This window comes from Neobacillus solisequens, from assembly GCF_051233465.1.
Classification (GTDB): domain Bacteria; phylum Bacillota; class Bacilli; order Bacillales; family Cytobacillaceae; genus Neobacillus.
This window is the reverse complement of sequence record NZ_JBKFGJ010000002.1, coordinates 40,041-60,515: the sequence shown is the minus strand read 5'-3', so window position 1 is coordinate 60,515 and position 20,475 is coordinate 40,041. Positions and strand designations below refer to the sequence as shown.

At 37.2% G+C, this 20,475-nt stretch carries 19 protein-coding genes; 6 read left to right on the top strand and 13 right to left on the bottom strand.

The annotated features are described in order from the left end of the window. Position 1 precedes the first annotated feature (1 nt). Positions 2-1,405 (bottom strand): cytochrome ubiquinol oxidase subunit I, encoded by a 1,404-nt coding sequence (locus ACI3K6_RS00715; RefSeq protein WP_435553295.1) that lies wholly within the window; start codon positions 1,403-1,405, stop codon positions 2-4. Between the two features lie 500 nt (positions 1,406-1,905). Then, the gene (locus ACI3K6_RS00710; protein ID WP_335479328.1) at positions 1,906-2,184 is read right to left on the bottom strand and encodes a hypothetical protein; all 279 of its coding nucleotides are present in this window, start codon (positions 2,182-2,184) and stop codon (positions 1,906-1,908) included. Between the two features lie 263 nt (positions 2,185-2,447). Between ACI3K6_RS00710 and cspD the strand changes: the two genes are divergently transcribed. Beyond that, positions 2,448-2,648, top strand: coding sequence for a cold-shock protein CspD (gene cspD, locus ACI3K6_RS00705; RefSeq protein ID WP_435553294.1), 201 nt, complete (start codon positions 2,448-2,450; stop codon positions 2,646-2,648). A 69-nt stretch (positions 2,649-2,717) separates the two neighbouring features. On the opposite strand, the gene ACI3K6_RS00700 is transcribed toward cspD, so the two are convergent. After that, positions 2,718-2,885 (bottom strand): zinc-finger domain-containing protein, encoded by a 168-nt coding sequence (locus ACI3K6_RS00700; RefSeq protein ID WP_335479338.1) that lies wholly within the window; start codon positions 2,883-2,885, stop codon positions 2,718-2,720. 39 nt (positions 2,886-2,924) lie between these two features. Continuing rightward, positions 2,925-3,581 carry a ribonuclease H family protein gene (locus tag ACI3K6_RS00695; protein WP_435553293.1) on the bottom strand — a complete coding sequence of 219 codons (657 nt, stop codon included), beginning with the start codon at positions 3,579-3,581 and terminating at the stop codon, positions 2,925-2,927. Between the two features lie 143 nt (positions 3,582-3,724). On the opposite strand from ACI3K6_RS00695, the gene ACI3K6_RS00690 reads away from it, so the two are divergent. Beyond that, positions 3,725-4,645, top strand: coding sequence for a DMT family transporter (locus ACI3K6_RS00690; protein WP_435553292.1), 921 nt, complete (start codon positions 3,725-3,727; stop codon positions 4,643-4,645). Between the two features lie 29 nt (positions 4,646-4,674). On the opposite strand, the gene ACI3K6_RS00685 is transcribed toward ACI3K6_RS00690, so the two are convergent. Together ACI3K6_RS00685 and ACI3K6_RS00680 are read right to left on the bottom strand one after the other, a co-directional pair. After that, entirely contained in the window at positions 4,675-4,944 is a 270-nt protein-coding gene (locus ACI3K6_RS00685) for a DUF6123 family protein (protein ID WP_435553291.1), read from the bottom strand. 36 nt (positions 4,945-4,980) lie between these two features. Further along, complete coding sequence (locus ACI3K6_RS00680) at positions 4,981-5,469, bottom strand: divergent PAP2 family protein (RefSeq protein ID WP_435553290.1); 489 nt, start codon at positions 5,467-5,469, stop codon at positions 4,981-4,983. Positions 5,470-5,554: 85 nt separating this feature from the next. Between ACI3K6_RS00680 and sspL the strand changes: the two genes are divergently transcribed. Continuing rightward, a complete protein-coding gene (gene sspL, locus ACI3K6_RS00675) occupies positions 5,555-5,692 on the top strand; it encodes a small, acid-soluble spore protein L (RefSeq protein ID WP_435553289.1) in 138 nt (45 codons plus the stop codon). Positions 5,693-5,736: 44 nt separating this feature from the next. Here sspL and ACI3K6_RS00670 read toward each other — a convergent pair whose 3' ends face one another. After that, complete coding sequence (locus ACI3K6_RS00670) at positions 5,737-6,819, bottom strand: YheC/YheD family endospore coat-associated protein (protein ID WP_435553288.1); 1,083 nt, start codon at positions 6,817-6,819, stop codon at positions 5,737-5,739. Between the two features lie 115 nt (positions 6,820-6,934). Between ACI3K6_RS00670 and ACI3K6_RS00665 the strand changes: the two genes are divergently transcribed. From ACI3K6_RS00665 to adhE, 3 genes are all read left to right on the top strand, one after another. Then, entirely contained in the window at positions 6,935-8,095 is a 1,161-nt protein-coding gene (locus ACI3K6_RS00665) for a glycosyltransferase family 4 protein (protein WP_435553287.1), read from the top strand. A 133-nt stretch (positions 8,096-8,228) separates the two neighbouring features. Continuing rightward, the gene (locus tag ACI3K6_RS00660) at positions 8,229-8,456 is read left to right on the top strand and encodes a hypothetical protein (RefSeq protein ID WP_335479311.1); all 228 of its coding nucleotides are present in this window, start codon (positions 8,229-8,231) and stop codon (positions 8,454-8,456) included. 59 nt (positions 8,457-8,515) lie between these two features. Beyond that, on the top strand, positions 8,516-11,107 hold the full coding sequence (gene adhE, locus ACI3K6_RS00655; RefSeq protein WP_435553286.1) for a bifunctional acetaldehyde-CoA/alcohol dehydrogenase: 2,592 nt from the start codon (positions 8,516-8,518) through the stop codon (positions 11,105-11,107). 72 nt (positions 11,108-11,179) lie between these two features. Here the strand turns inward: adhE and ACI3K6_RS00650 are convergent, their stop codons facing one another. The 6 genes from ACI3K6_RS00650 to ACI3K6_RS00625 form a co-directional block, all read right to left on the bottom strand. Then, positions 11,180-13,465, bottom strand: coding sequence for a YheC/YheD family endospore coat-associated protein (locus tag ACI3K6_RS00650; protein WP_435553285.1), 2,286 nt, complete (start codon positions 13,463-13,465; stop codon positions 11,180-11,182). 72 nt (positions 13,466-13,537) lie between these two features. Then, on the bottom strand, positions 13,538-14,122 hold the full coding sequence (locus ACI3K6_RS00645; protein WP_435553284.1) for a protein kinase family protein: 585 nt from the start codon (positions 14,120-14,122) through the stop codon (positions 13,538-13,540). Between the two features lie 36 nt (positions 14,123-14,158). Further along, a complete protein-coding gene (locus tag ACI3K6_RS00640) occupies positions 14,159-14,902 on the bottom strand; it encodes a serine/threonine-protein kinase (protein ID WP_435553283.1) in 744 nt (247 codons plus the stop codon). Positions 14,903-15,017: 115 nt separating this feature from the next. Next, positions 15,018-15,911, bottom strand: coding sequence for a 5'-3' exonuclease (locus ACI3K6_RS00635; protein WP_335479301.1), 894 nt, complete (start codon positions 15,909-15,911; stop codon positions 15,018-15,020). Positions 15,912-15,970: 59 nt separating this feature from the next. Next, positions 15,971-16,807, bottom strand: a complete 837-nt coding sequence (locus tag ACI3K6_RS00630; RefSeq protein WP_435553282.1) for a sulfurtransferase — start codon at positions 16,805-16,807, stop codon at positions 15,971-15,973. Positions 16,808-16,826: 19 nt separating this feature from the next. Next, the gene (locus ACI3K6_RS00625; protein WP_435553281.1) at positions 16,827-20,474 is read right to left on the bottom strand and encodes a dynamin family protein; all 3,648 of its coding nucleotides are present in this window, start codon (positions 20,472-20,474) and stop codon (positions 16,827-16,829) included. Position 20,475: the final 1 nt, after the last annotated feature.

Sequence of the window (20,475 nt, the reverse complement as noted above, 5' to 3'; positions counted from 1 at the left end):
GTTAAGCACCTACCTTAAATGGGTCAGTTGAAGGTTTAGCGTCTACTGCTTGAAGTACTTCAGGGCCCTTTTTAATTTCACGGATCATTAGATATACCATGACCACCAAAAGAATGGTAAATACTAACAAATACATAATAGTAGAGAATAATATCATTCCTGCTGGGACATTCGGCGAAATCGCATCAGCGGTGGTCATCAATCCAAACACTGTCCATGGCTGTCTGCCCATTTCCGTCATCATCCAGCCGGCAGTATTAGCCAAGAACGGAAAAGCGATGGCCGGCAATAAAAACTTTAAGAACAAAGGACTGTTTTCAAGGCGTCCTTTTCTCCAGAGATACATTCCTATAATCGGTAATAGAATCATAGCCACCCCGAAACCAATCATGAACCTAAAGCTCCAATAGGTGGTTTTAACCGGTGGAATATAGTTCGTTCCTTTACCAACCACAGAATCATATTTCGCTGTATATTCTTTTTGCAGGGTTTCCATTCCTTTTAAGCTACCTTCAAATTTGGAATAGGATAAAAAGCTTAAGGCATATGGGATATTAATTTCAAATGAATTTTCTTTATTTTTTGTATCGATAATAGCTAATGCTGACCATGGCGCGGGATCTGCAGTGTCTTTCCAGATTCCTTCTGCAGCAGCCATTTTCATCGGTTGCGTTTTCACAAGATATTGCGCTTGGGTATGTCCGGAAAGTGCTACCCCAATACTGCCGATTAAACCGATGATTAAGGCGATATTCATAGATTTCTTATAAAATAAAATATTTCTTTTCTTTAATAGGTTAAAAGCACTGACTCCAGCTACAAAGAATGCTCCTGTACATAGGGCTCCTGTAATAACATGAGGGAATTCTACCAATAACTGTCCATTAGTAATTAGTGCTAGAAAATCATTCATTTCTGCCCGACCATTATTCATTTTAAATCCAACAGGAACTTGCATAAATGAGTTAGCTGTTAAAATCCAAATAGCAGAAAGAGTGGTTCCCAATGAAACAAGCCAAATACAAGCAAGGTGGAGTTTTTTCGAAAAGCGTTCCCAGCCAAAAATCCAAAGACCGATAAAGGTTGATTCCATGAAGAAAGCTAATAGTGCCTCTATCGCAAGCGGCGCACCAAAGACATCCCCTACAAATCTTGAATAATCCGACCAGTTCATTCCAAATTGGAATTCCTGAATAATTCCTGTGACAACCCCGACAGCAAAGTTAATTAAAAACAAGTGCCCCCAAAACTTTGCCATTTTTTTGTACATTTCGTCTTTTTTGACGACGTACATGGTTTCCATTAATGCGACGATGAGGACAAGCCCAATTGATAGTGGAACAAAGAAGAAATGAAATATGGTTGTCGCTGCAAATTGGAGTCTTGCCAATATAACCGGATCCATCGTTTAACACTCCCTTTTTTTAATATTAACATAGTGCAAATAGTATTATGCTCATCATTTCACAATGATGATTAATATTACATATGTGTGAACGAAAACACACATATAATGTGATTTAAATCAATTTAATTATATCAATATTTACCAGTGTAACCATTGTAACTTGTGTCAAATTTGTTACAAATATCACAAAGTAAATAGGACAGCAATCACATTGCTGCCCTTCTTTTTAAAGTAGGCTGTGTTAAAGAACAGTGTTGATTTTTTACACTTTGTTGATTGGAGCGGAAGGTGCGAAGACTCCTCGAAAATGCTAACGCATTTCCTTCGTGCGTGGGCGAATTCTAGGAAGAAAATCAACGTCCTGTGGGAGTACGGTTCTGGAGAGACCCCGCAGGCGCAAGCGCCGAGGAGGCTCGCCGAAACGCCCACGAACCGCTTGCACCTGGAGCGCAAATCAACAGCCAAGTTTAACTGAGCCTTAAAGTAAAATAGGACTATTATCGCGGTTTAACAGATGATTCTTGAGTATACCAATTTTCTTTGGAAACAATATTGGAAACAGTTAAGATAAGTGAAGGTATTCTTTCGACATCAAATACAATGGCACCAATTTTCTTTGAAAACATAATAAAAGCATCTCCATGAGGAAAACCTGTCAGATCTTCTCCAATATGCAGCAATGACATTACTATTTCTTCTCTTTCGTCAGTGTCGATGAGAATCTGTGGTGAGAATCTTAATATCCATTCCTCTCCTTCTATTGAAAATCGATACACTTATCCTCACCTCGGGTAAGAAGTATTTGGTAAATTATACATATGAACAAACTAACTTTTTATGTTAAATAAAATGAAAATAATCCTTTATTAATCGGCTTTTCCTACTGCCTTTTCTTGACTGTTTTTTGGCATTATTGTATATTTAAAGCATCATGTAATCGAATACAATTAGCATCCTGATCGACTTCCAGTTACATGGTAAATATTTTTATCTTTGGACTTACATAAGGTGTCCTGAAAGGCTTAGGAGGAAGAAGTACATGCAAAACGGCAAAGTTAAATGGTTCAACAATGAAAAAGGCTTTGGATTTATCGAAGTTGAAGGCGGAGACGATGTATTCGTACACTTCAGCGCTATCCAAGGAGATGGCTATAAGTCATTAGAAGAAGGCCAAGAAGTTTCTTTTGAAATCGTTGAAGGAAACCGTGGACCTCAAGCATCTAACGTAGTTAAACTTTAATTTTTCAACCTTATAATGAAAATGCAAAGGCTGACAATACTGTCAGCCTTTTTAATTTTCCCGGACCTGTTACATAAGTTTGTCACCATATTCCCTTAGTTTTTCTCCAACAGTGCATTGAGAAATGCAGAATCGATGCGCTGTTCTTCGTCCATTTTCATTTTTTAGTGTTTTATGAACGAAACAGCCCTCGCAATATTGTGTCATTAACTTTTCAACCTGGCTAAAAAGCTCCATTCTGCTTGTTTGTTTCAATGATCATTGGCACCCCACTTCCTATAAAATTTGTGTCTTTGCAAAGATTTCTTTTCCTTCTAAGGCCTGTGTTGCCAATTTATCCGCCTCTTTATTTTCATTCCTTGATATTGGAGTATACTTTGGTTTAATTTTCATTGATTTTATTTTTTCTTCAATCCGATCTAGCCAGCGGTTAAGCGTTTCTTCATAGCAGGGCCAATCTCCTTCAAGCTGCTTTAACACCACCTGAGAGTCACCTTTGAACTCACATGAAAGATGGTGAACACCGAGATCTTCTAAAATTCTTAAGCCATAATAAAAAGCAGCGTATTCCGCTTCGTTATTCGAATCCATCTCATCGAACCGTTCATTGGCGCGAATTCGATATTTCTTTTTCCCTTGCTTAAAGAAAATAACCACTCCAAGACCTGCCTGATTCGTTTGCTTTTGGAACCCCCCATCAAAATATACGGTAATATCCTGAGGTTCCTCTTCTATTTCCGTTAACAGCTTTTTCATTTCTTTTAAAATCCATGATGTACCATTCTCATCATAAAAATACAAATCGGATATTTTACCTGTCTGCTCAAGTTCATCTCCCATTTGAACTGCGACATCACCGGAGATCCATTCAGAAGTGCATTGAACTTTATCATTACTTTTAAGTTTATACATCCATTCAAGCCTATATTTCATTTTTTTCAGCCTTTCGAAAAATTTTATTTTTAACACTTTTTGAAATTATACTTGCAATTACAATGTAAATTTATCACACGATAATAATATTATATGATAAAATTTTAGTTATATTTGGAAATGGAATCGGGGGCTATTTCATCATGAAAAAACCTATTTTCGCAGACATCAGTTTATTGTTAGTAACACTCGTATGGGGCATGACCTTTGTGGTTGTCCAAAATGCCATTAGTTATTTGGATCCACTTGCATTTAACGGAATCCGATTCATTATTGCCTCTGTTTTATTAATTATCATACTACTTCTATTTGATCGGAACCAATTAAAACAGCTGAACTGGAAAATGATGGCATCTGGTGTATTCATCGGTTTCTGGCTTTTTCTGGGGTACATTACCCAAACAATTGGATTACTTTATACTACCACTTCAAAAGCGGGCTTTATTACCGGACTTAGTGTGGTTCTAGTACCTGTATTTTCCATGTTGTTATTTAAACAGATACCAAGAAAAAACGGTATACTTGGCGTTTTAACGGCAACTATTGGATTATTTTTACTTACTATGACAGATATCTCTGCATTAAATATTGGCGATGGTCTTGTATTAATTTGTGCAATCAGTTTTGCTTTGCAAATTATTTTTACTGGCAAATACTCAAGTCAATATCCTTCGCTTTTATTAACCGCCATTCAACTGACAACGGTTGCTGTGCTCTCTACCATTTCTTCCTTTTTATTTGAGGATTGGAAGAAGTCATTTAATTTGGATGTATTGTTATCAGAAGATATTATTTTTGGACTAATAATTACTAGTATATTTGCTACAGCTATTGCCTTTCTTGTACAGACAAACTTTCAAAAATACACCTCCGCCACGAGAGTTGCGTTAATCTTTGCGATGGAGCCGGTATTTGCTGCCATTACCGGATACTACTGGGCTGATGAACGTTTAACTCAAAGTGCCTTATTTGGCTGTATGTTAATTTTTCTAGGGATGATTTTCTCTGAACTGCCTTCGGATAAAATCCCTCTCTTAAGAAAACGCAACAGTATGGAAAGTTAAGAAACTCCCTCAAATTTGGGAGTTTCTTTTTATATTGCCGCTATTTCATTTTCCTTCATAAATTTTAAGACATCTTTTCTCGTTTTTAATTGTTTAGAAATAAATGTCTCGAGCAATAAAACATAGAAACTCCCATCAAAACTTTTTTGTGCCTTTAAAGTCATTTCAATCGCTGCATTTATTAACTCATCGGAAGCATTCGTATAATGTTTTCCGAAGTATATAAACCCGACAGCGTCCTCTTGAAATTGAAAACCCTTTCCTTTCAAGTAATGCAAATAATCTTCCACAGTTTGCACTTAACACAACACGCTCCAAACTTTATAAAATATTCCTTAAAATCTTACCTTAATTTTAGGCCATTTTCTATCCTTTTTTGTTGCTAAATGACCAGCGATCCCCACCAATACTCCTAACAGGGCACCACCAATCACTTCTTCAGGCTTATGACCTAAAACTTCTTTTAACTTTGGAGCATCTTGTTTGAATTCTACACTTTCATTTTTTTGAATTTTTTCAATCAACTCATTCATTGAATTAACTTTTAAGGTAAGTTCGCCTGCTTGCCGCCTAACCCCCTGTGCATCGTACATGACAATTAATCCATATATAAGGGAAAGAGCGAAATCCATCGTTGGCACGCCCCGTTTAAGGGCTATATAAGTAGTTAGAGTAGATACACCTGCGGAATGGGAGCTGGGCATACCACCTGTTCCAAAAAATAAATCAGGTCTCCATTCTTTCTTTTTAAAAAAGTGTAAGGGAATTTTTAAGCCTTGGGCTAGTCCAATACTAAACAGGGCTAAATATACAGCTTTGTTCATCTGATCACCTCTTCCTTATTGTGTGGTGTTTGAATGACTTTTATTAATATAACTGGTCATACTAAAAAAGTGGAGGTGACGTTCGATGAGTAAAAAAGGAAATACAAGCCGTGGCGTAAAAGCACCTGGTGTTAATCCACAAGGCTATGGACAGGATGCGGAATTTACGGAGGAACCAAAAAGCAAGTTAGAAAATGCAGCTAAAAAAGCTAACACTAAATAATAATGAAGAAACTGGCTGTCTTTAACGAGCGACAGCCAGATCTTTCACTTAGGGATTTGTTGATTCAACAGGAATTTGCCAAACCCAATTGGAGTTTTATAAGTCTCTTTCCAAACTTCCAATAAATTTGCATTTCGGAAACTATATCTTAAATCTCTGGCATTACATTCAATAAACATGGGAAAACCTTTTTCTGTAATCCCGATGTCCAAACCTAAATCAACCAGGAACGGTAACCGATTGCTTAACTGATCTGCTATGGCGAGACTCAAATACTTGATCTCGTCATAAACTTGTTTATATTGTAATTGTGGATGGTCTTCAAGGATTTGATTAAGCGAATAACAAGTACCTCCTCTGGCAACATTTGTTACAAAGTTGCCTACCCCCGCAACTTTTGCTACCATACCGGTAACCTGCCATTCTCCCCATTCATTCCTTTGCACGGATACACGTATGTCAAACGGATTTTGTTGAAACGTTGCCAAATTTATTCTTTCTTGGATTAAGTAATAATTCCGTTTTGTCTTTACAAGTTTTGACACTAAGTCTTGAATGGTCATGATTTCTTCTTTATAAGAATCACCACAGAGAGAGGTCAAAATCCAATGACGATTATTTAATTTAGTGAGTTTCTTATTCCTTTTTCCTAAAGTTCCCTTATTTGGTTTTACAATAAGTTCTTGATATTTATTTATCATGTCATATAAGTGTTCTTCATTTACAATTTGAGTTTCTGGAAGATGAGGAATAAGTTGTTGATTTTCCATAAGTATTTGATGAATGTAAAGTTTACCGTAACAATTCCACTCATTAAAGATCATCATGCCTTCTTCTCTCAACCGCTTAAGTCTTTTTTGGGCTGATTTTGAATTTTGATACCCTCTATTATGAATGACCAACGGTTTTTCTATATATGCTAGTTGATAATCTCCGTTTGTATTTTGTATATATGCTTTGATTTGTGGTTGGTTGGGGATGATATCTTTAAAACTAATGAAACATGGATTAAGGTTATAGTTTTTACATGCTTCCTCATACAATGTCAATATCTTAGTTTTTCTTCCCGCTTGAAGTTTCCGATATAATTTAGAGCCAATTAAAATTCCAATGTTTTGTTTTCCCATGCTCTTCCCTCCAATCATGGAGCCATTAATCCAGTTTATTTAATTTATTCTTAGTCAAGTATATGGTGACGATACCTTTTCATATTGTTTATTTGAAAGAGAGGTGCTTTAGCATATGACAATAAAGCCAAAAGTGGCCATTATCACTCCAGGATCATTTCCGATTCCCTCTAAGCGATCTAGTTCAGTAGAAACAGTTATAGAAAAGCTGACGCATGTGCTTCAGGATAAAATAGATTTTACGATTTTCGGAAAATCCTCCAAAAAGCTGCCTAACAGAGAAAGTCGTGGCAATATTAACTATATTCGTATCTCCAGGAGGAGTTGGTCAAGTTATGCACATAAGATTGCCCGAGAACTTCAATTGCGTAAACATGATGTCATCCAGGTAGAGAATCGGCCCAAGTTCGTACCCATAATCCGTCAATATGTAAAAGATACGAAAATTATCCTATCCCTTCATTCCATTACGTATATTTCCACCTCCCACATTCCAAAAACAGATTTAAATAACTGTCTTGAAAAAGCAGATTTCATATTAGTCAATAGCCATTTCCTTAAAGACTTTCTTATCCATCATACAACCTTCCCGTCAGAGAAAATATTAGTTAACCACTTAGGGGTTGATACCAATCGATTTTGCAGCAAATGGATCAATCAGGAGTCAAAAATGGTCATATCATTAAAAAAACAACACAAACTCGAAGGTAAAAACATTCTATTATATGTGGGGAGGCTAAGAAAAATAAAAGGGGTTCATAAAATCCTTCGGTTATTTCCAAAGATTAGGGATTTGGTGCCAGGTACCGTATTAATTATTGCCGGAAGTGCTTATATTGGTTCTGAGAAGAAAACAGGTTATGTGGAATCTTTGCATCAGTTGGCATCTGATTTAGGGGACGATGTCAGATTCATGTCGTTTATTCCTCATGACCAAATTCATTCATGGTTCGCGGCGGCAGATGTTGTTCTAGTACCTTCTATTGGAAAGGAAGCATTCGGATTGGTGAATGTGGAGGCAATGGCCTGTGGGGTACCTGTCATTGCAACGAACATTGGCGGGATTCCGGAGATTATTGAACATGGCAAGACTGGGTATTTAGTAAGTACAGAAACGATGGAAACAGAAATCATTCATTATGTAAATAAACTCCTTTCGAATCCAGAATGGCTAAAGGAGATGGGGGAAAATTGTGTTCAACATGTCAAAAACAGGTTTACTTGGGAAAAATCAGGTGAGCATATTTTTACCATTTATACAAGAGATATTTTGTGAATTTTCATTTTTAAGCGTTTACAATATTGACAGTATGTTTTTATTTTTTTCAAAGTTTGTTCACTTTTTCACATATTTTTGTCATAGATTCCATGCTAAGATTTAAACATAAAGAAACAAGGAGTGATCAAACATGATGATTTGCGAATGGAAAGAATTTGCTACTGACGCAGAAGTTTATACGCAAGAAGTCTTCGAAGAAATCATCGGCGACGAATTTGAAGCCATGATGTTTAAAGAAGACGATCAAATTCCTTCCTATATTTGGACAGTGAATTTTGTCATCATTGTAAAAAGAAGCTCAAAGGTAATGACCGATATTTCTTTTGAAAAAATCCCAAGAAATCCGGTCTGTGAATAAATATTATTCTAGCTTTACCTAATTATACTAATTAGAAATGTACTATGGAGGGATTATCAATGGCAGTAGAAGAAAAAGTTCTTACAGTTAATGAAATGGTAGACAAATTAGTAGACAATGGCCTAAAAGCACTAGAACAATTTCGTCGCTTAGATCAAGAAAAAGTAGATGAGATTGTGAAGGCAATGGCTTTAGCCGGTCTAGATCAGCACATGCAGCTTGCAAAACTTGCTCATGAAGAAACAGGACGCGGTGTTTATGAAGACAAAATCATCAAAAACATGTTTGCTACCGAATATGTTTACCACAACATTAAATATAATAAAACAGCTGGTATTGTTAGTGAAAATGAGCACGAAGGCATTATTGAAATTGCTGAGCCAGTTGGAGTTGTTGCCGGTGTAACACCTGTTACTAACCCAACTTCAACAACCATGTTTAAATCATTAATTTCTATTAAAACTAGAAATCCAATTGTGTTTGCTTTCCATCCATCTGCCCAAAAATCTAGCAGTGAAGCTGCAAGAATCTTAAGAGATGCTGCGATTAAAGTTGGTGCACCTGAAAATTGTATTCAATGGATCGAATTGCCTTCCCTTCAGGCAACACAAGCATTAATGAACCATCCAAAAATTTCACTTATTCTTGCAACTGGTGGATCAGGCATGGTGAAATCTGCCTACAGTTCTGGAAAACCAGCATTAGGCGTTGGACCAGGAAATGTACCTTGCTATATCGAAAAATCAGCTAACCTTAAACAAGCCGTAAATGATCTAATTCTTTCTAAAACATTTGATAACGGTATGATTTGTGCCTCTGAACAAGCAGTAATCATCGATAAAGAGGTTTATGCTGAAGTTAAAGCTGAAATGATTGCAAATAGCTGCTACTTCTTAAACAAAGAAGAAAAGAAAAAGGTTGAAAAACTAGTAATCAACGAAAATACGTGTGCCGTTAACGCTGACATCGTTGGTATGCCTGCTTTTAAAATTGCTAAAATGGCTGGTGTGACTGTACCAGAAGGAACTAAAATTTTAGTAGCCGAATTGCAAGGTGTTGGACCTGACCATCCACTATCAAGAGAAAAATTAAGCCCTGTATTAGCCTGCTACAAGGTAAACAGTCTTGAAGAAGGGTTAACAAGAGCAGAGGAAATGCTTGAATTTGGTGGACTTGGTCACTCAGCTGTTATTCATACAACTAATGATGATGCAATAAGAGCATTTGGTCTTCGGATGAAGGCTGGCCGTATTATTGTCAATGCTCCATCTTCTCAAGGTGCGATCGGAGATATTTATAATGCCTACATTCCATCTTTAACATTAGGCTGCGGTACTTATGGCGGCAACTCCGTATCAACGAACGTAGGAGCCATTCACCTAGTAAACATTAAAAAGGTGGCTAGAAGAAACGTGAATATGCAATGGTTTAAAGTTCCATCAAAAATTTACTTTGAAAAGAATTCAACTCAGTATTTAGCTAAAATGCCTAATATTTCAAAAGCATTTATTGTCACTGACCCTGGCATGGTTAAATTGGGCTATGTAGATAAAGTACTTTACTATTTGAGAAAACGCCCTGATTATGTTCACTGCGAAATTTTCTCTGAAGTAGAACCAGATCCATCAATCGAAACAGTCATGAAAGGTGCCGAAATGATGGCGAAATTCCAGCCAGACGTAATCATCGCTCTTGGCGGCGGCTCCGCAATGGATGCGGCTAAAGGAATGTGGTTGTTCTATGAGCATCCAGATGCAGACTTCTTCGGTCTAAAACAAAAATTCCTGGACATCCGTAAACGGATTGTTAAGTATCCACATTTAGGATCACATGCACAATTTGTAGCGATTCCAACAACATCAGGAACTGGATCTGAGGTTACTTCTTTCTCTGTTATTACTGACAAAGAAGCGAATGTAAAATATCCACTTGCTGATTATGAATTAACTCCAGACGTAGCGATTATCGATCCACAATTCGTTATGACTGTACCAAAACATATTACTGCAGATACTGGATTGGATGTTTTAACTCACGCAATTGAAGCTTATGTCTCTTGTATGGCAAATGACTATACTGACGGTTTAGCAATGAGATCTATTCAATTAGTATTTGAATATCTGCCAAGAGCTTATAGAAATGGCAGTGACGAAGAAGCACGTGAAAAAATGCATAATGCATCTACCATTGCTGGTATGGCGTTCGCAAATGCCTTCCTAGGCATTAACCACAGCCTTGCGCATAAACTTGGAGCAGAATTCCATATTGCTCACGGCCGTGCAAATGCAGTTCTTTTACCGCATGTTATTCGCTATAATGCTACTAAACCGAAGAAATTTACTGCATTCCCTAAATATAAGCATTTTATCGCTGACCAACGTTATGCTGAAATTGCAAGAACTCTTGGCCTACCTGCAAGAACAACTGAAGAAGGTGTCGAAAGCCTCGTTAAGGCTATTGTTGAATTAGCGAAAGAGCTTAATGTTCCTATGAGCCTTGAAGCTAATAATATCGATAAAGCTGAATTCGAAAGCAAAGTTGATTACTTGGCAGACCGTGCATTTGAGGATCAATGTACAACAGCTAACCCTAAATTGCCGCTTGTAACAGAACTTGCTGAAATTTACCGCTTGGCATATAAAGGAATTTAATAAGTTAAACCAAAAACAGGGTCCCTCACGAGGAACCCTGTTTTTTTCATAAACTTAACCGTTTGTCTAACCTCAATAAACCCCCTGGAATTGTTTATTCTTGGTATATTTCACTGTGTCAAAAATTTGGAAACCTTGGATTTCAACTGCATAAAAGATGGGCTGGTAACGAATTTTTAAATACTTTTGATAATCTAATATTTTAAACCCTTTAAAGCTGGGGTAAATGTTGGCTTCAAGAATCCAAGGATAACCTTCCTCATCCAAAGCAATATCAATGCCAAATTCCGCGTAATGATGATCTGATTCATCCATCAATTCACAAAACTTGTAGCATAGATTTAAAATGCTTCTATAGACATTTAGATAAGATAGGCGAGAATTGGTTCGTTTGATAACTTCTTGTAATTCCATTGCTTCTCCGCCTCTTGCGATATTCGTAAGCTCCTCGTCTTCACCCGCAACCCTGCACTCAATACCAGAGCACATCCATTCATTCTTGTTAAATTTTTGCATGACTACCCTTACATCCAACGCCCTATTGTTAACCTTTAATAAAGGAATGTAAGTTTGATATAAATACTCCTTTGATAACACCCCTAGTTTATTTAATAACTCCTTTAATTCTAGGAGATTTCTTGTTCTATACTGTACCTTTGGGGTGAAAGAGTAGTCGGATAAAACAAATTCAGTGCCATCTTGATTTTTATTTTCTACTATATAGATTCCTCTTCCGCGTGATAAACTGATAGGTTTAATAATGACTTTTCTTTGTTCACGAACAAATTCGAATAGTGCCTCAGGATTTTTCAATAGAAAAGTCTCAGGTAAATGTTGTTTTAATTCAGGATGATGTTTTAAAAAATAAAGATCCGATTTTTTAAAGTGATATGAATTAAAAACTTGGTTATTTGTTAACTTTATTAATGCTTGAATGCTCCCCTGATCTTGGTGGAAATTTCTCCGGTAAATGGTTGCCGGTATAGCTGTAGAGCCATATTTCCACTTCTTTTCATTGGGATCATAAATAAATCCGTGGGCAATGTTCTCATCCCAATTCACAGACCTTGTGGAAAAAGCAATGATTGTTCCACCAAAACGGTCATATTCCCCTAATCGATCCAGAAATTTCTCCATATAGTTTAAGTTATACATATGATTTTTTTCTCCAAGGAGAAAACCAATTGTTGGTCCCAATATTGCTTTGCCATTATTGAAATGCAATTGAAAAATGTGTCCTTCAGGAATGTGTAATTGATCCGACAAGGTAGTGGAAATAAAAATTTCTGCGGGTGTGTGGAAAGAGTTTCTTTTAAGTGAAAATGGATCCTCGTAATATTCAAAAAAGCATACTTCGTCCTTCACACCAAACTTTAGTGACTTTGGTTGGTCTCGTAACATCTCACCCATTTGATTTGGAATTTTAATGATATTCATTTCTTCGTGGAACACTGACAGCTTAACCCAATAGTTTAACCTCTTTTGCTTCTCCGTTTTCCCTTCCACTTTTGCTGAAGTTATTAATGGAAGATCATGTAAGATTTGTTTTCTTTGCAGCAGATGACGTGCCAGTTCAATGGGCCTATGAATCAGCTGTTGTCGTAATGACTCTTCCCACTTAGAAAGATCTTTAAGCATCTTATCAATGGAGCAGGTCGCCAATATTCGAAATTCCCCATCCATATTTAATGTGAATTGAAGACCTATTTCATGGATACCTGGATAATAATAATGGATTAGTTCGAAGATTGGTTGGCTAATACGCAGCAAATCAGTTTCAACCTCTTGCGGGTTGGTATTATATGAATCCAGAACCTCTTTGATAGCCTTCAATGGGACTACTTTATCGCCCACTTTAGCATATAGGATTGGAAAATCCCATTCCGATTCAGTAGATAACGATTTTTGACCAAGAATCGTGAAAGTAATCGGTGCTACTTGAATATGTTTCGATTGAACAAAATCCATAAACTCTGGCTTTGCTGCAAGCAGCTCCTGTAGGTGTTTTTTCTTGATAATAGGACGCTCATTAATCACTGTTACACCTTGGTGGGCGGCAAGATGCTGTATACTGCGTTGCTCTTTTAGTTGTCGATAATTGGAGGGATTATAAAAAATCGATGGTATCGCCATTGATGGATATTCAATAAGTTGATTCTTACTTATTTCAAAGGCATGACCAGTTTGATTTTCGAAGTTTAGATGGGCAACATTAAAAAATAAAAGTTGAAGGTCTAGATCATCCCCCCGCTTTACATATTGGTTAATCCTGTATTCATCGATTCTATTCATTTTTCGTTGAAAGGTTTTTTTCCATGCTGTCTCAGATAATAAAATTCCGATTGTCTGTCTGTTCATCGCCTGTCACCTTCAGTTATTTTCAGGTCTTTACATCAATATATTCAGACTAAAAAAAAGAGTTATGGAGGATTAGCTATTTCTGATGCGAAGTTTTTTCCATTGTTCATAAAACTGAGGTTCAATCGGTTTCACCTTTTCTAAAAATTCTTCTAAAAGGCCGATTTGCTTTAAATCCTTTAATAATCGGGTAGGAACGGTGCGCTTTACTCTAAATGAATTCACATGGTCAATCAGTTTCAACCTCCCCTTATCATCATAGATTGCGTGTCTCAAGGCAAAATCTATTCGAGGAAATTGGCAGCGTATTTGTTCGTGAAGCAACTCAATCATTTGTTGACAAATTGGCTCACTTATTTCTCGTTGTTCTTCAAGTATTTCTAGTAAGGAGGGCCCTGATAAGTATTCCATAATAATATACTTATCGCCGATCTCGTATATTTTAGGAACAATCGATGACTGTTTGCCGATTTCTTTTAAAACTTGGCCATCTCGTTTGCAGTATCGCTTCCTTGAATAGATTTTTACACATCGATCCTCAGACAATTTAAACACTGCCCCCTGTAATCCCTTACCTATTAACGGGTAATTTGTTGGATTCTTCTGGAGCAAGACTGGATTCCCTGGAACAATTTCGATTAGTTTAAAATCGTCCAACCTATTCTTCTCCTTTTAGATTGTTATGAGTGCTAGTTAAATACCAAACGGTGCAAGAGCATCGAAAAGTTCTTGCGCTGTTTGAAAACGTCTTTTTTTGTCCTTATCAACTGCTTTTCTCAGGACCTTTTGCAGGTCTGGATTGATTACTTTTAAACAAGCTTGGCTTTTCCGGAAGGGTGCTACCCCTGTAAGTAAATATAAACAAATACAAGCCGCACTGTATAAATCGGAGCTGTAATTTAAGTCTGCAGTAAACCTGTTTCCCTGCTTTCTGAGCTCAGGAGGTCGATACCATTTGGTTGCCCCCTTATGGCTACCCTTATATACTCCAGATAGATTGGCACTAACCGAAGATCCAAAGTCAATAATTTTGACTGTTTGAGGATCATCCCTGTCAATGAGAACATTATGTGGAGTAAGATCACAATGTAAAATCCCAGATTCATGCGCCACTTTTAGCCCTTTTAAAATATTTAAAGTAATCTGAACAGCCAACGTTTGTGAACGCGGCTTTCCTTTTTTAAAATGTCCTAGAATCTTCCCAGGGTGATATTCAAAAACCAGATTACCAATAGGGCCTTCAGGAAAAAATTCAATAAATGAAACAATGTGTTCAGATAACGGCAGGCGTTTATGAAGGTCAGCCTCAGCTTCAGCCTCAGCCAAATTTTTCACCTTTTTGATTACGACCTTCTCCCCCTTGTGATTCTGTGCCAAATAGACTGTACTAGTTGCCCCTTTGCCAATTACGTCATTTTCTAAAGAGTACTTTCCCATGAGCCCCTTCCCCTTAAAAGTGTGTAGACTCCTTTTTTATTCTATTAAGATTTCACACAGTTGTGCATACAGAAAAGACATAAATAAAAAGGCTGCCTGATTGGCAGCCCAGTTGTTAGGAAATAAATGCTTCTTCGAGCGGCAATAAACGATTCAAGCCGCGCAATTCCAGTTCTTGTAATTTTTTTAGTGCTTTTTCTTTTTCAATTCTCAGACCAGCTTCCTCAAGGCTGCAGGATACAGGTACATCACATTTAATTTCTGCCAGTTTCCTAGATAAATGCAGCATGTCCAAATCCTGTTCAATCTTGGTCTTATGTGATTTGGATAGCTGTTCCAAATTGGAGACAATACCATTAACATGCTCAAAATCCTTCAGCAATTTTAATGCTGTTTTTTCGCCTATTCCTTTTACTCCTGGATAGTTGTCGCTTGGATCACCCATCAAGGCCTTCAAATCAATCATTTGTCGTGGTGTTATTCCCTTTTCTTCAAAAAAGGTTTGTGGTGTATGAACGAGATAATTTCCAAAACCCTTTTTTAACAAAATCACTGAAATGCGCTCGTCAAGAAGCTGCAGGATATCCTGATCTCCCGTTAAAATAGATACTTGAGCATGGTTCTTGGATTGATTGGCAATCGTACCGATACAATCGTCTGCTTCGTATCCAACCATGCCGATATTAGGGATATCAAAAGAAGCAACTACCTCTTTCACTAAATCAAATTGTGGTATTAATTCAACCGGTGCTTCTCCACGGTTGCCTTTGTAGTCTGGAAAGAGCTCCGTTCTGAACGTTTTGCTGCCCATATCCCAGCATACAGCTACATGGGTAGGTTTAAAGGTAGATACGGCTGTAAATAAGTGCTTGATAAAGCCATGGATTCCATTGGTAGGAACCCCTTTAGAATTAATCATAAAATGCCCGGAAACGGCTGTTGCATAAAATGCCCTAAATAACAAAGCCATACCGTCGACAAGCAATAGTGAAGGCTGTTTATTGTTCATGTCGGAACCTCCTATATTAAAAACACAAGCCTCATTATAACACACGATTGTTTGGAAGCTTAGTCTATTTTATTTCCATCATAGGAGATCCAGTCGCTAAAGCTGCCAACGTAAAGCTTTACATTTTTGAATCCAGCTTCTTTTAAAGCAAGGTAGTTTGGTGTGGCTGTTACCCCCGAACCACAATAAACGATGATTTGTTGGTCTGAACTGAGTTCAGCAAAGCGTTCTTGCTGTTCTCCTGCCGGCTTATAATAGCCATCCTCCAGTCCTTCCATCCATGGTTTATTGATTGCACTTGGAATATGTCCCGCTTTTTTATCTATCGGCTCTTCTAAGCCTAGATACCGTTTTTCTTCCCGTGAATCAATTAACACAACGTCTGATTTTGCTCCTGAAACAACATCCTGTACTTCGGAATACTGGGCTAAAATCCCAGGCTTTACCTGATACTTAAAATGGGCAGGTTCATGTAAAGGGATGTCAGTTGTTACCGGCAAGTCAGCCAGAACCCATTGTTTAAAACCACCGTTTAAAACGTATACTTTTTCATGACCTAAATATTGTAGCATCCACCAGAACCTCCCTGCGAATGCCCCCTCTCCATTGTCATAAACAACCACAGTTGAATCCTCGTTGATCCCTGATTGTTCGAGCTTTTTTACGAGCTGATCTAGGTTTGGCAATGGATGTCTTCCTCCGTGAAGACCAACAGGGCTTGATAAATCCTTTTCTAAATCAAAATAGCTGGCACCCGGGAGATGACCGGTGAGGTAATCCTGTCTCCCTTTTTCCGGATCTGTCAATGTAAAACGACAGTCCACAATCCTTACTTGGCGATCATGTAAATGGTCTAATAGCCATTCTCTATCCAAGATATATTTCAAGAAACTCACCTCTATTTGAAAAATTAATTTAAGCCAATTGTTGCTGAATATTTTTTAATACCTCTACCGGAACCCCGCCTTCCATGGCTGCATGTAAGCTTAAATAATAATCATTTGCCTGCTCATTCATTTGTTCCAACAAACGGGTAAATTCTTGTTTCAACTCCTGCAAATACATGCTGTTCATTCGTTCAGCCTCTTGAAGTAAATACTCATCCGCTTTAGGATTGAGCTGGTTATGGAGTTCATCACTTAAATTTTTCTTCTCATTTTTTTCAAAAAAGGCCTTCGGATTTTTAAAATAACTGAATGCTTTCGTAAATAGTTGTTCGTTAAAAGACTGAAATGCAATCGGGAAATCGATTTCAGTGAATTTCCCTTTTTCAAAGTCAGAAAAGGAAAGGTCTTTATTGATATCATGTATCTTCCTTGTCAGAGTGGCTTGCGCATCACTCAGCAAGCCCTCAGCAAATCGTTCAAGCCTAACTGTTGTTGCCCTCATTTCTTGGGCAAAATCATAACCAACACTCTCGATAAATTCATCCAAGGCCAACTGAAAGGCTTTCTTTATATTTCTTCTGTCCTCCTTAAGCGTCGCCGGATTAAACGCCTCTTTAAAGAAGTCACTAAAACGTAAAAATACTCTTTGTTTTATATAAAAAGTTAGTTCCCTGGATTCTTGAGAAAAGCGACTTTGAATTCCTTCACTCGTTTGGTTTCCAAGCAATTGCAAAATAGCGGTTTTTTGATTGGTTATTTCCTTGAATTTTTGCTCTTTAACTGTCTTTTCTTCGCTTGAGCTCAAAATTAGTTTATCTACTAATTCACGCACACGTACTAATTCTTTTTCAGCACTGGAAATGACCATCCCCGTTAAATCTGTTGAGATAAATTGATAGAATGACTGCTCGAAAAGGTTCATACCGGAATGTAGTTTTTCATTTGTATTTTGCTTTTCCTTAAGAGCCAACAGACTTGATAAAGGATAAAGATGAGGATTTCTAATACCATATTTAATGAGTTGACTCTGAACATATTCTGCTACATCATTCTTTTCTTCCTCATTTTCTGCAAGATCGATTGCGTTAATAATGAAAAACATCTTGTCTAAATGGAACGATTCCTTAACCCGTCCTAATTGAATTAAAAATTCCCTGTCTGCTTTTGAAAAGGCATGATTGTAATAGGTTACAAATAATATGGCATCCGAGTTTTTAATATAATCAAAGGCTACTCCTGTATGGCGCGCATTGATAGAATCTGCACCGGGGGTATCAACTAAAGTAATGCCCTTCCGTGTTAATTCACAGTCATAATAAAGTTCTATCCATTCCACATAACAGGATCTTTCTTCTTTTGCCACAAAATCTTGGAATTCATTTACATCGGTTTGTTTAATGGAACCCAGCAAATCAACGTAAGATTGATAACCTTTATTAAAAGCCATTAAAAAAGCATAGTGAGTCTTTTCGAAAATGCCTTCTTGGCTTTTCTCCTTCATCATTTTGTCAATCAGATTTGATGCTTGCGCAAAATCATGGGCATGGAGTTCAAACACCTTAAGGGAACGATTCACATCCTCAAGCATCTTCTCAGGTTCTTTAAACTTCACCAATACCGTTCCATGTTGAAATTCTTCCGTTACCGGCTTAATTTTATTAATAGCTGCCGTCGTTGGATTTGGCGATACCGGTAATACCTTTTCACCCATTAACGCATTGGCAAAAGACGACTTTCCAGCACTGAATGCACCAAATAATGCAACGGTAAATCCTTTGTTATTTAGCCTTTCTGCTTTTTCGATTAATTCTAGGGACAACTTCTCCATTCCTGGTAAATTCTTTATCAAAGATGATGCATGTAACAATCTATCAACTGTTGCTTGTAATTGGTTTTCCTGATCCAAGTTAGGTTGCATCACTGCATTTTCAGCTGGTTGTGGCAACTCTACCTGATCTGATTGTTGGTCTTCTATCTTATTTCGAATTTCCTCTGTCGTTTTAACCACTTCAACATCTTCTTCTTCGGCATCAAATAAATGATATTTATCTTCTTCCAAGCCTTGTGATTGCTGAAGAAGGGTTTCAACCTGCTTTTCTTTTTCAGTCCATTTTCTCTCTTGTTTTTCGATCACAGTCAATGCCTGAACATATCGTTCAATGTCTCCATGTTCTTGTTCAAATTGCTTTTTCTGTTTTTCATCCAGTTCGGCTATTGCATGTAAGTACTGTTCTTTAAATTTTTCTAGCTGTGTTCTAGCAAGTTTTTTAACCCCATTCGCCACATCGTCTGTGTATTGCAGAACATATTGACCAGATAGACGGGCTCCCGGTTTCACTGCGTTCATTAATAATTCTTTTTGGACATGGATTGAAAAGGACTGCGCAAGGTGTAACAATTCTCCATCATCCAGTTTCTTTGCCTTCAGGGTTCTTAACAGGAATTCCCTAATATGCCACTCCAGTTGAGAATTAGCTTTTTCAGCTATATCTTGATAGAAAGTTTCCAATCTTGCATTCTTTTCTTCTTGTGTCTTTTGTTTGGAAAAAAGGAAGCCAACCTTAAACTCTGGCTGACAGGATTCTAAATAACTTTCGGCCAATTCTCTTGTTTGAAACGGCATTAAATAGGCATTTTTCATCAGCTGAGCTATTTCTTTTTCAAAGTCCTGTTCACTTTGGTCCTTACTTAAAGTCTCTAGGTCTGAATGGATTTGTTCGAAAGAATCAAGCAAGGTCAATCGCTCTTTCTCTGTTAATTCATTCATGATTTCCATATAAGGAGTAATATTTTCATTTGTTTCCTCGCGCAGTTGGTGTAGATGATCTGCTGCGATTTTTTTCAAGGAATGAAAAATGGATGGAAGAAATAATTGATCTTTAACAGCGAGTTTTTCCTTTATAAAAGTTTGTAATTCGTTAAATTGATTATAAGGGTGGTTTGGCTGCTTTAAGGATGTATAAAATATTCTTGCTGGTTTCACTCCCCATGAAGCGAATGATTCTATTACACTTGTTTGAAACTCTTGAAAACTTAATTCTTCAGCCCTATGCTTATCTACTTGATTGATCACTAGGTATACATCTTTTCCTGCCTCGGTTAATTCCTTAGTAAATTGAAAATTTAATTCTGCCTGAACATGGTTATAGTCCATTACATAAAAAATTAAATCAGCCAGATGAATGGCAGATTCTGTAGCAATTCGATGTGCATCATCAGCAGAATCTATTCCCGGAGTATCCATAATGACTGTATTGGCAGGAAGGTTTGTATCACTATGGCTCATTTCAATTTCTTGAATCTGATCTCCATCCTTACAGTAATTTTTCACTAGATTATAATCATAAGGTGCTAAATAAAGCCTTGGCTTTTCTGATTTAAAAAATACCTTGGCATAGTCCTCTCCAGCTTTAATCCTTACTAAATTGGCACTGGTTGGAATCGGACTTGAAGGTAAGAGGTTTTCACCAACAACCCGATTAATCATGGTTGATTTACCGGCCGAAAAATGCCCACAAAACGCAATAGCAAACTCGCGATTTTCCATTTTTCGTGCCAGCTGTTTTACCTTTTCGGCTTGCTCAACATCTTGTTGATTCAACAAGTATTCATAAATCGATTCAATTTTTCCTTTTAACGTAGAAATTGTTTCATTTGGATTGGCTATTTTCACCATT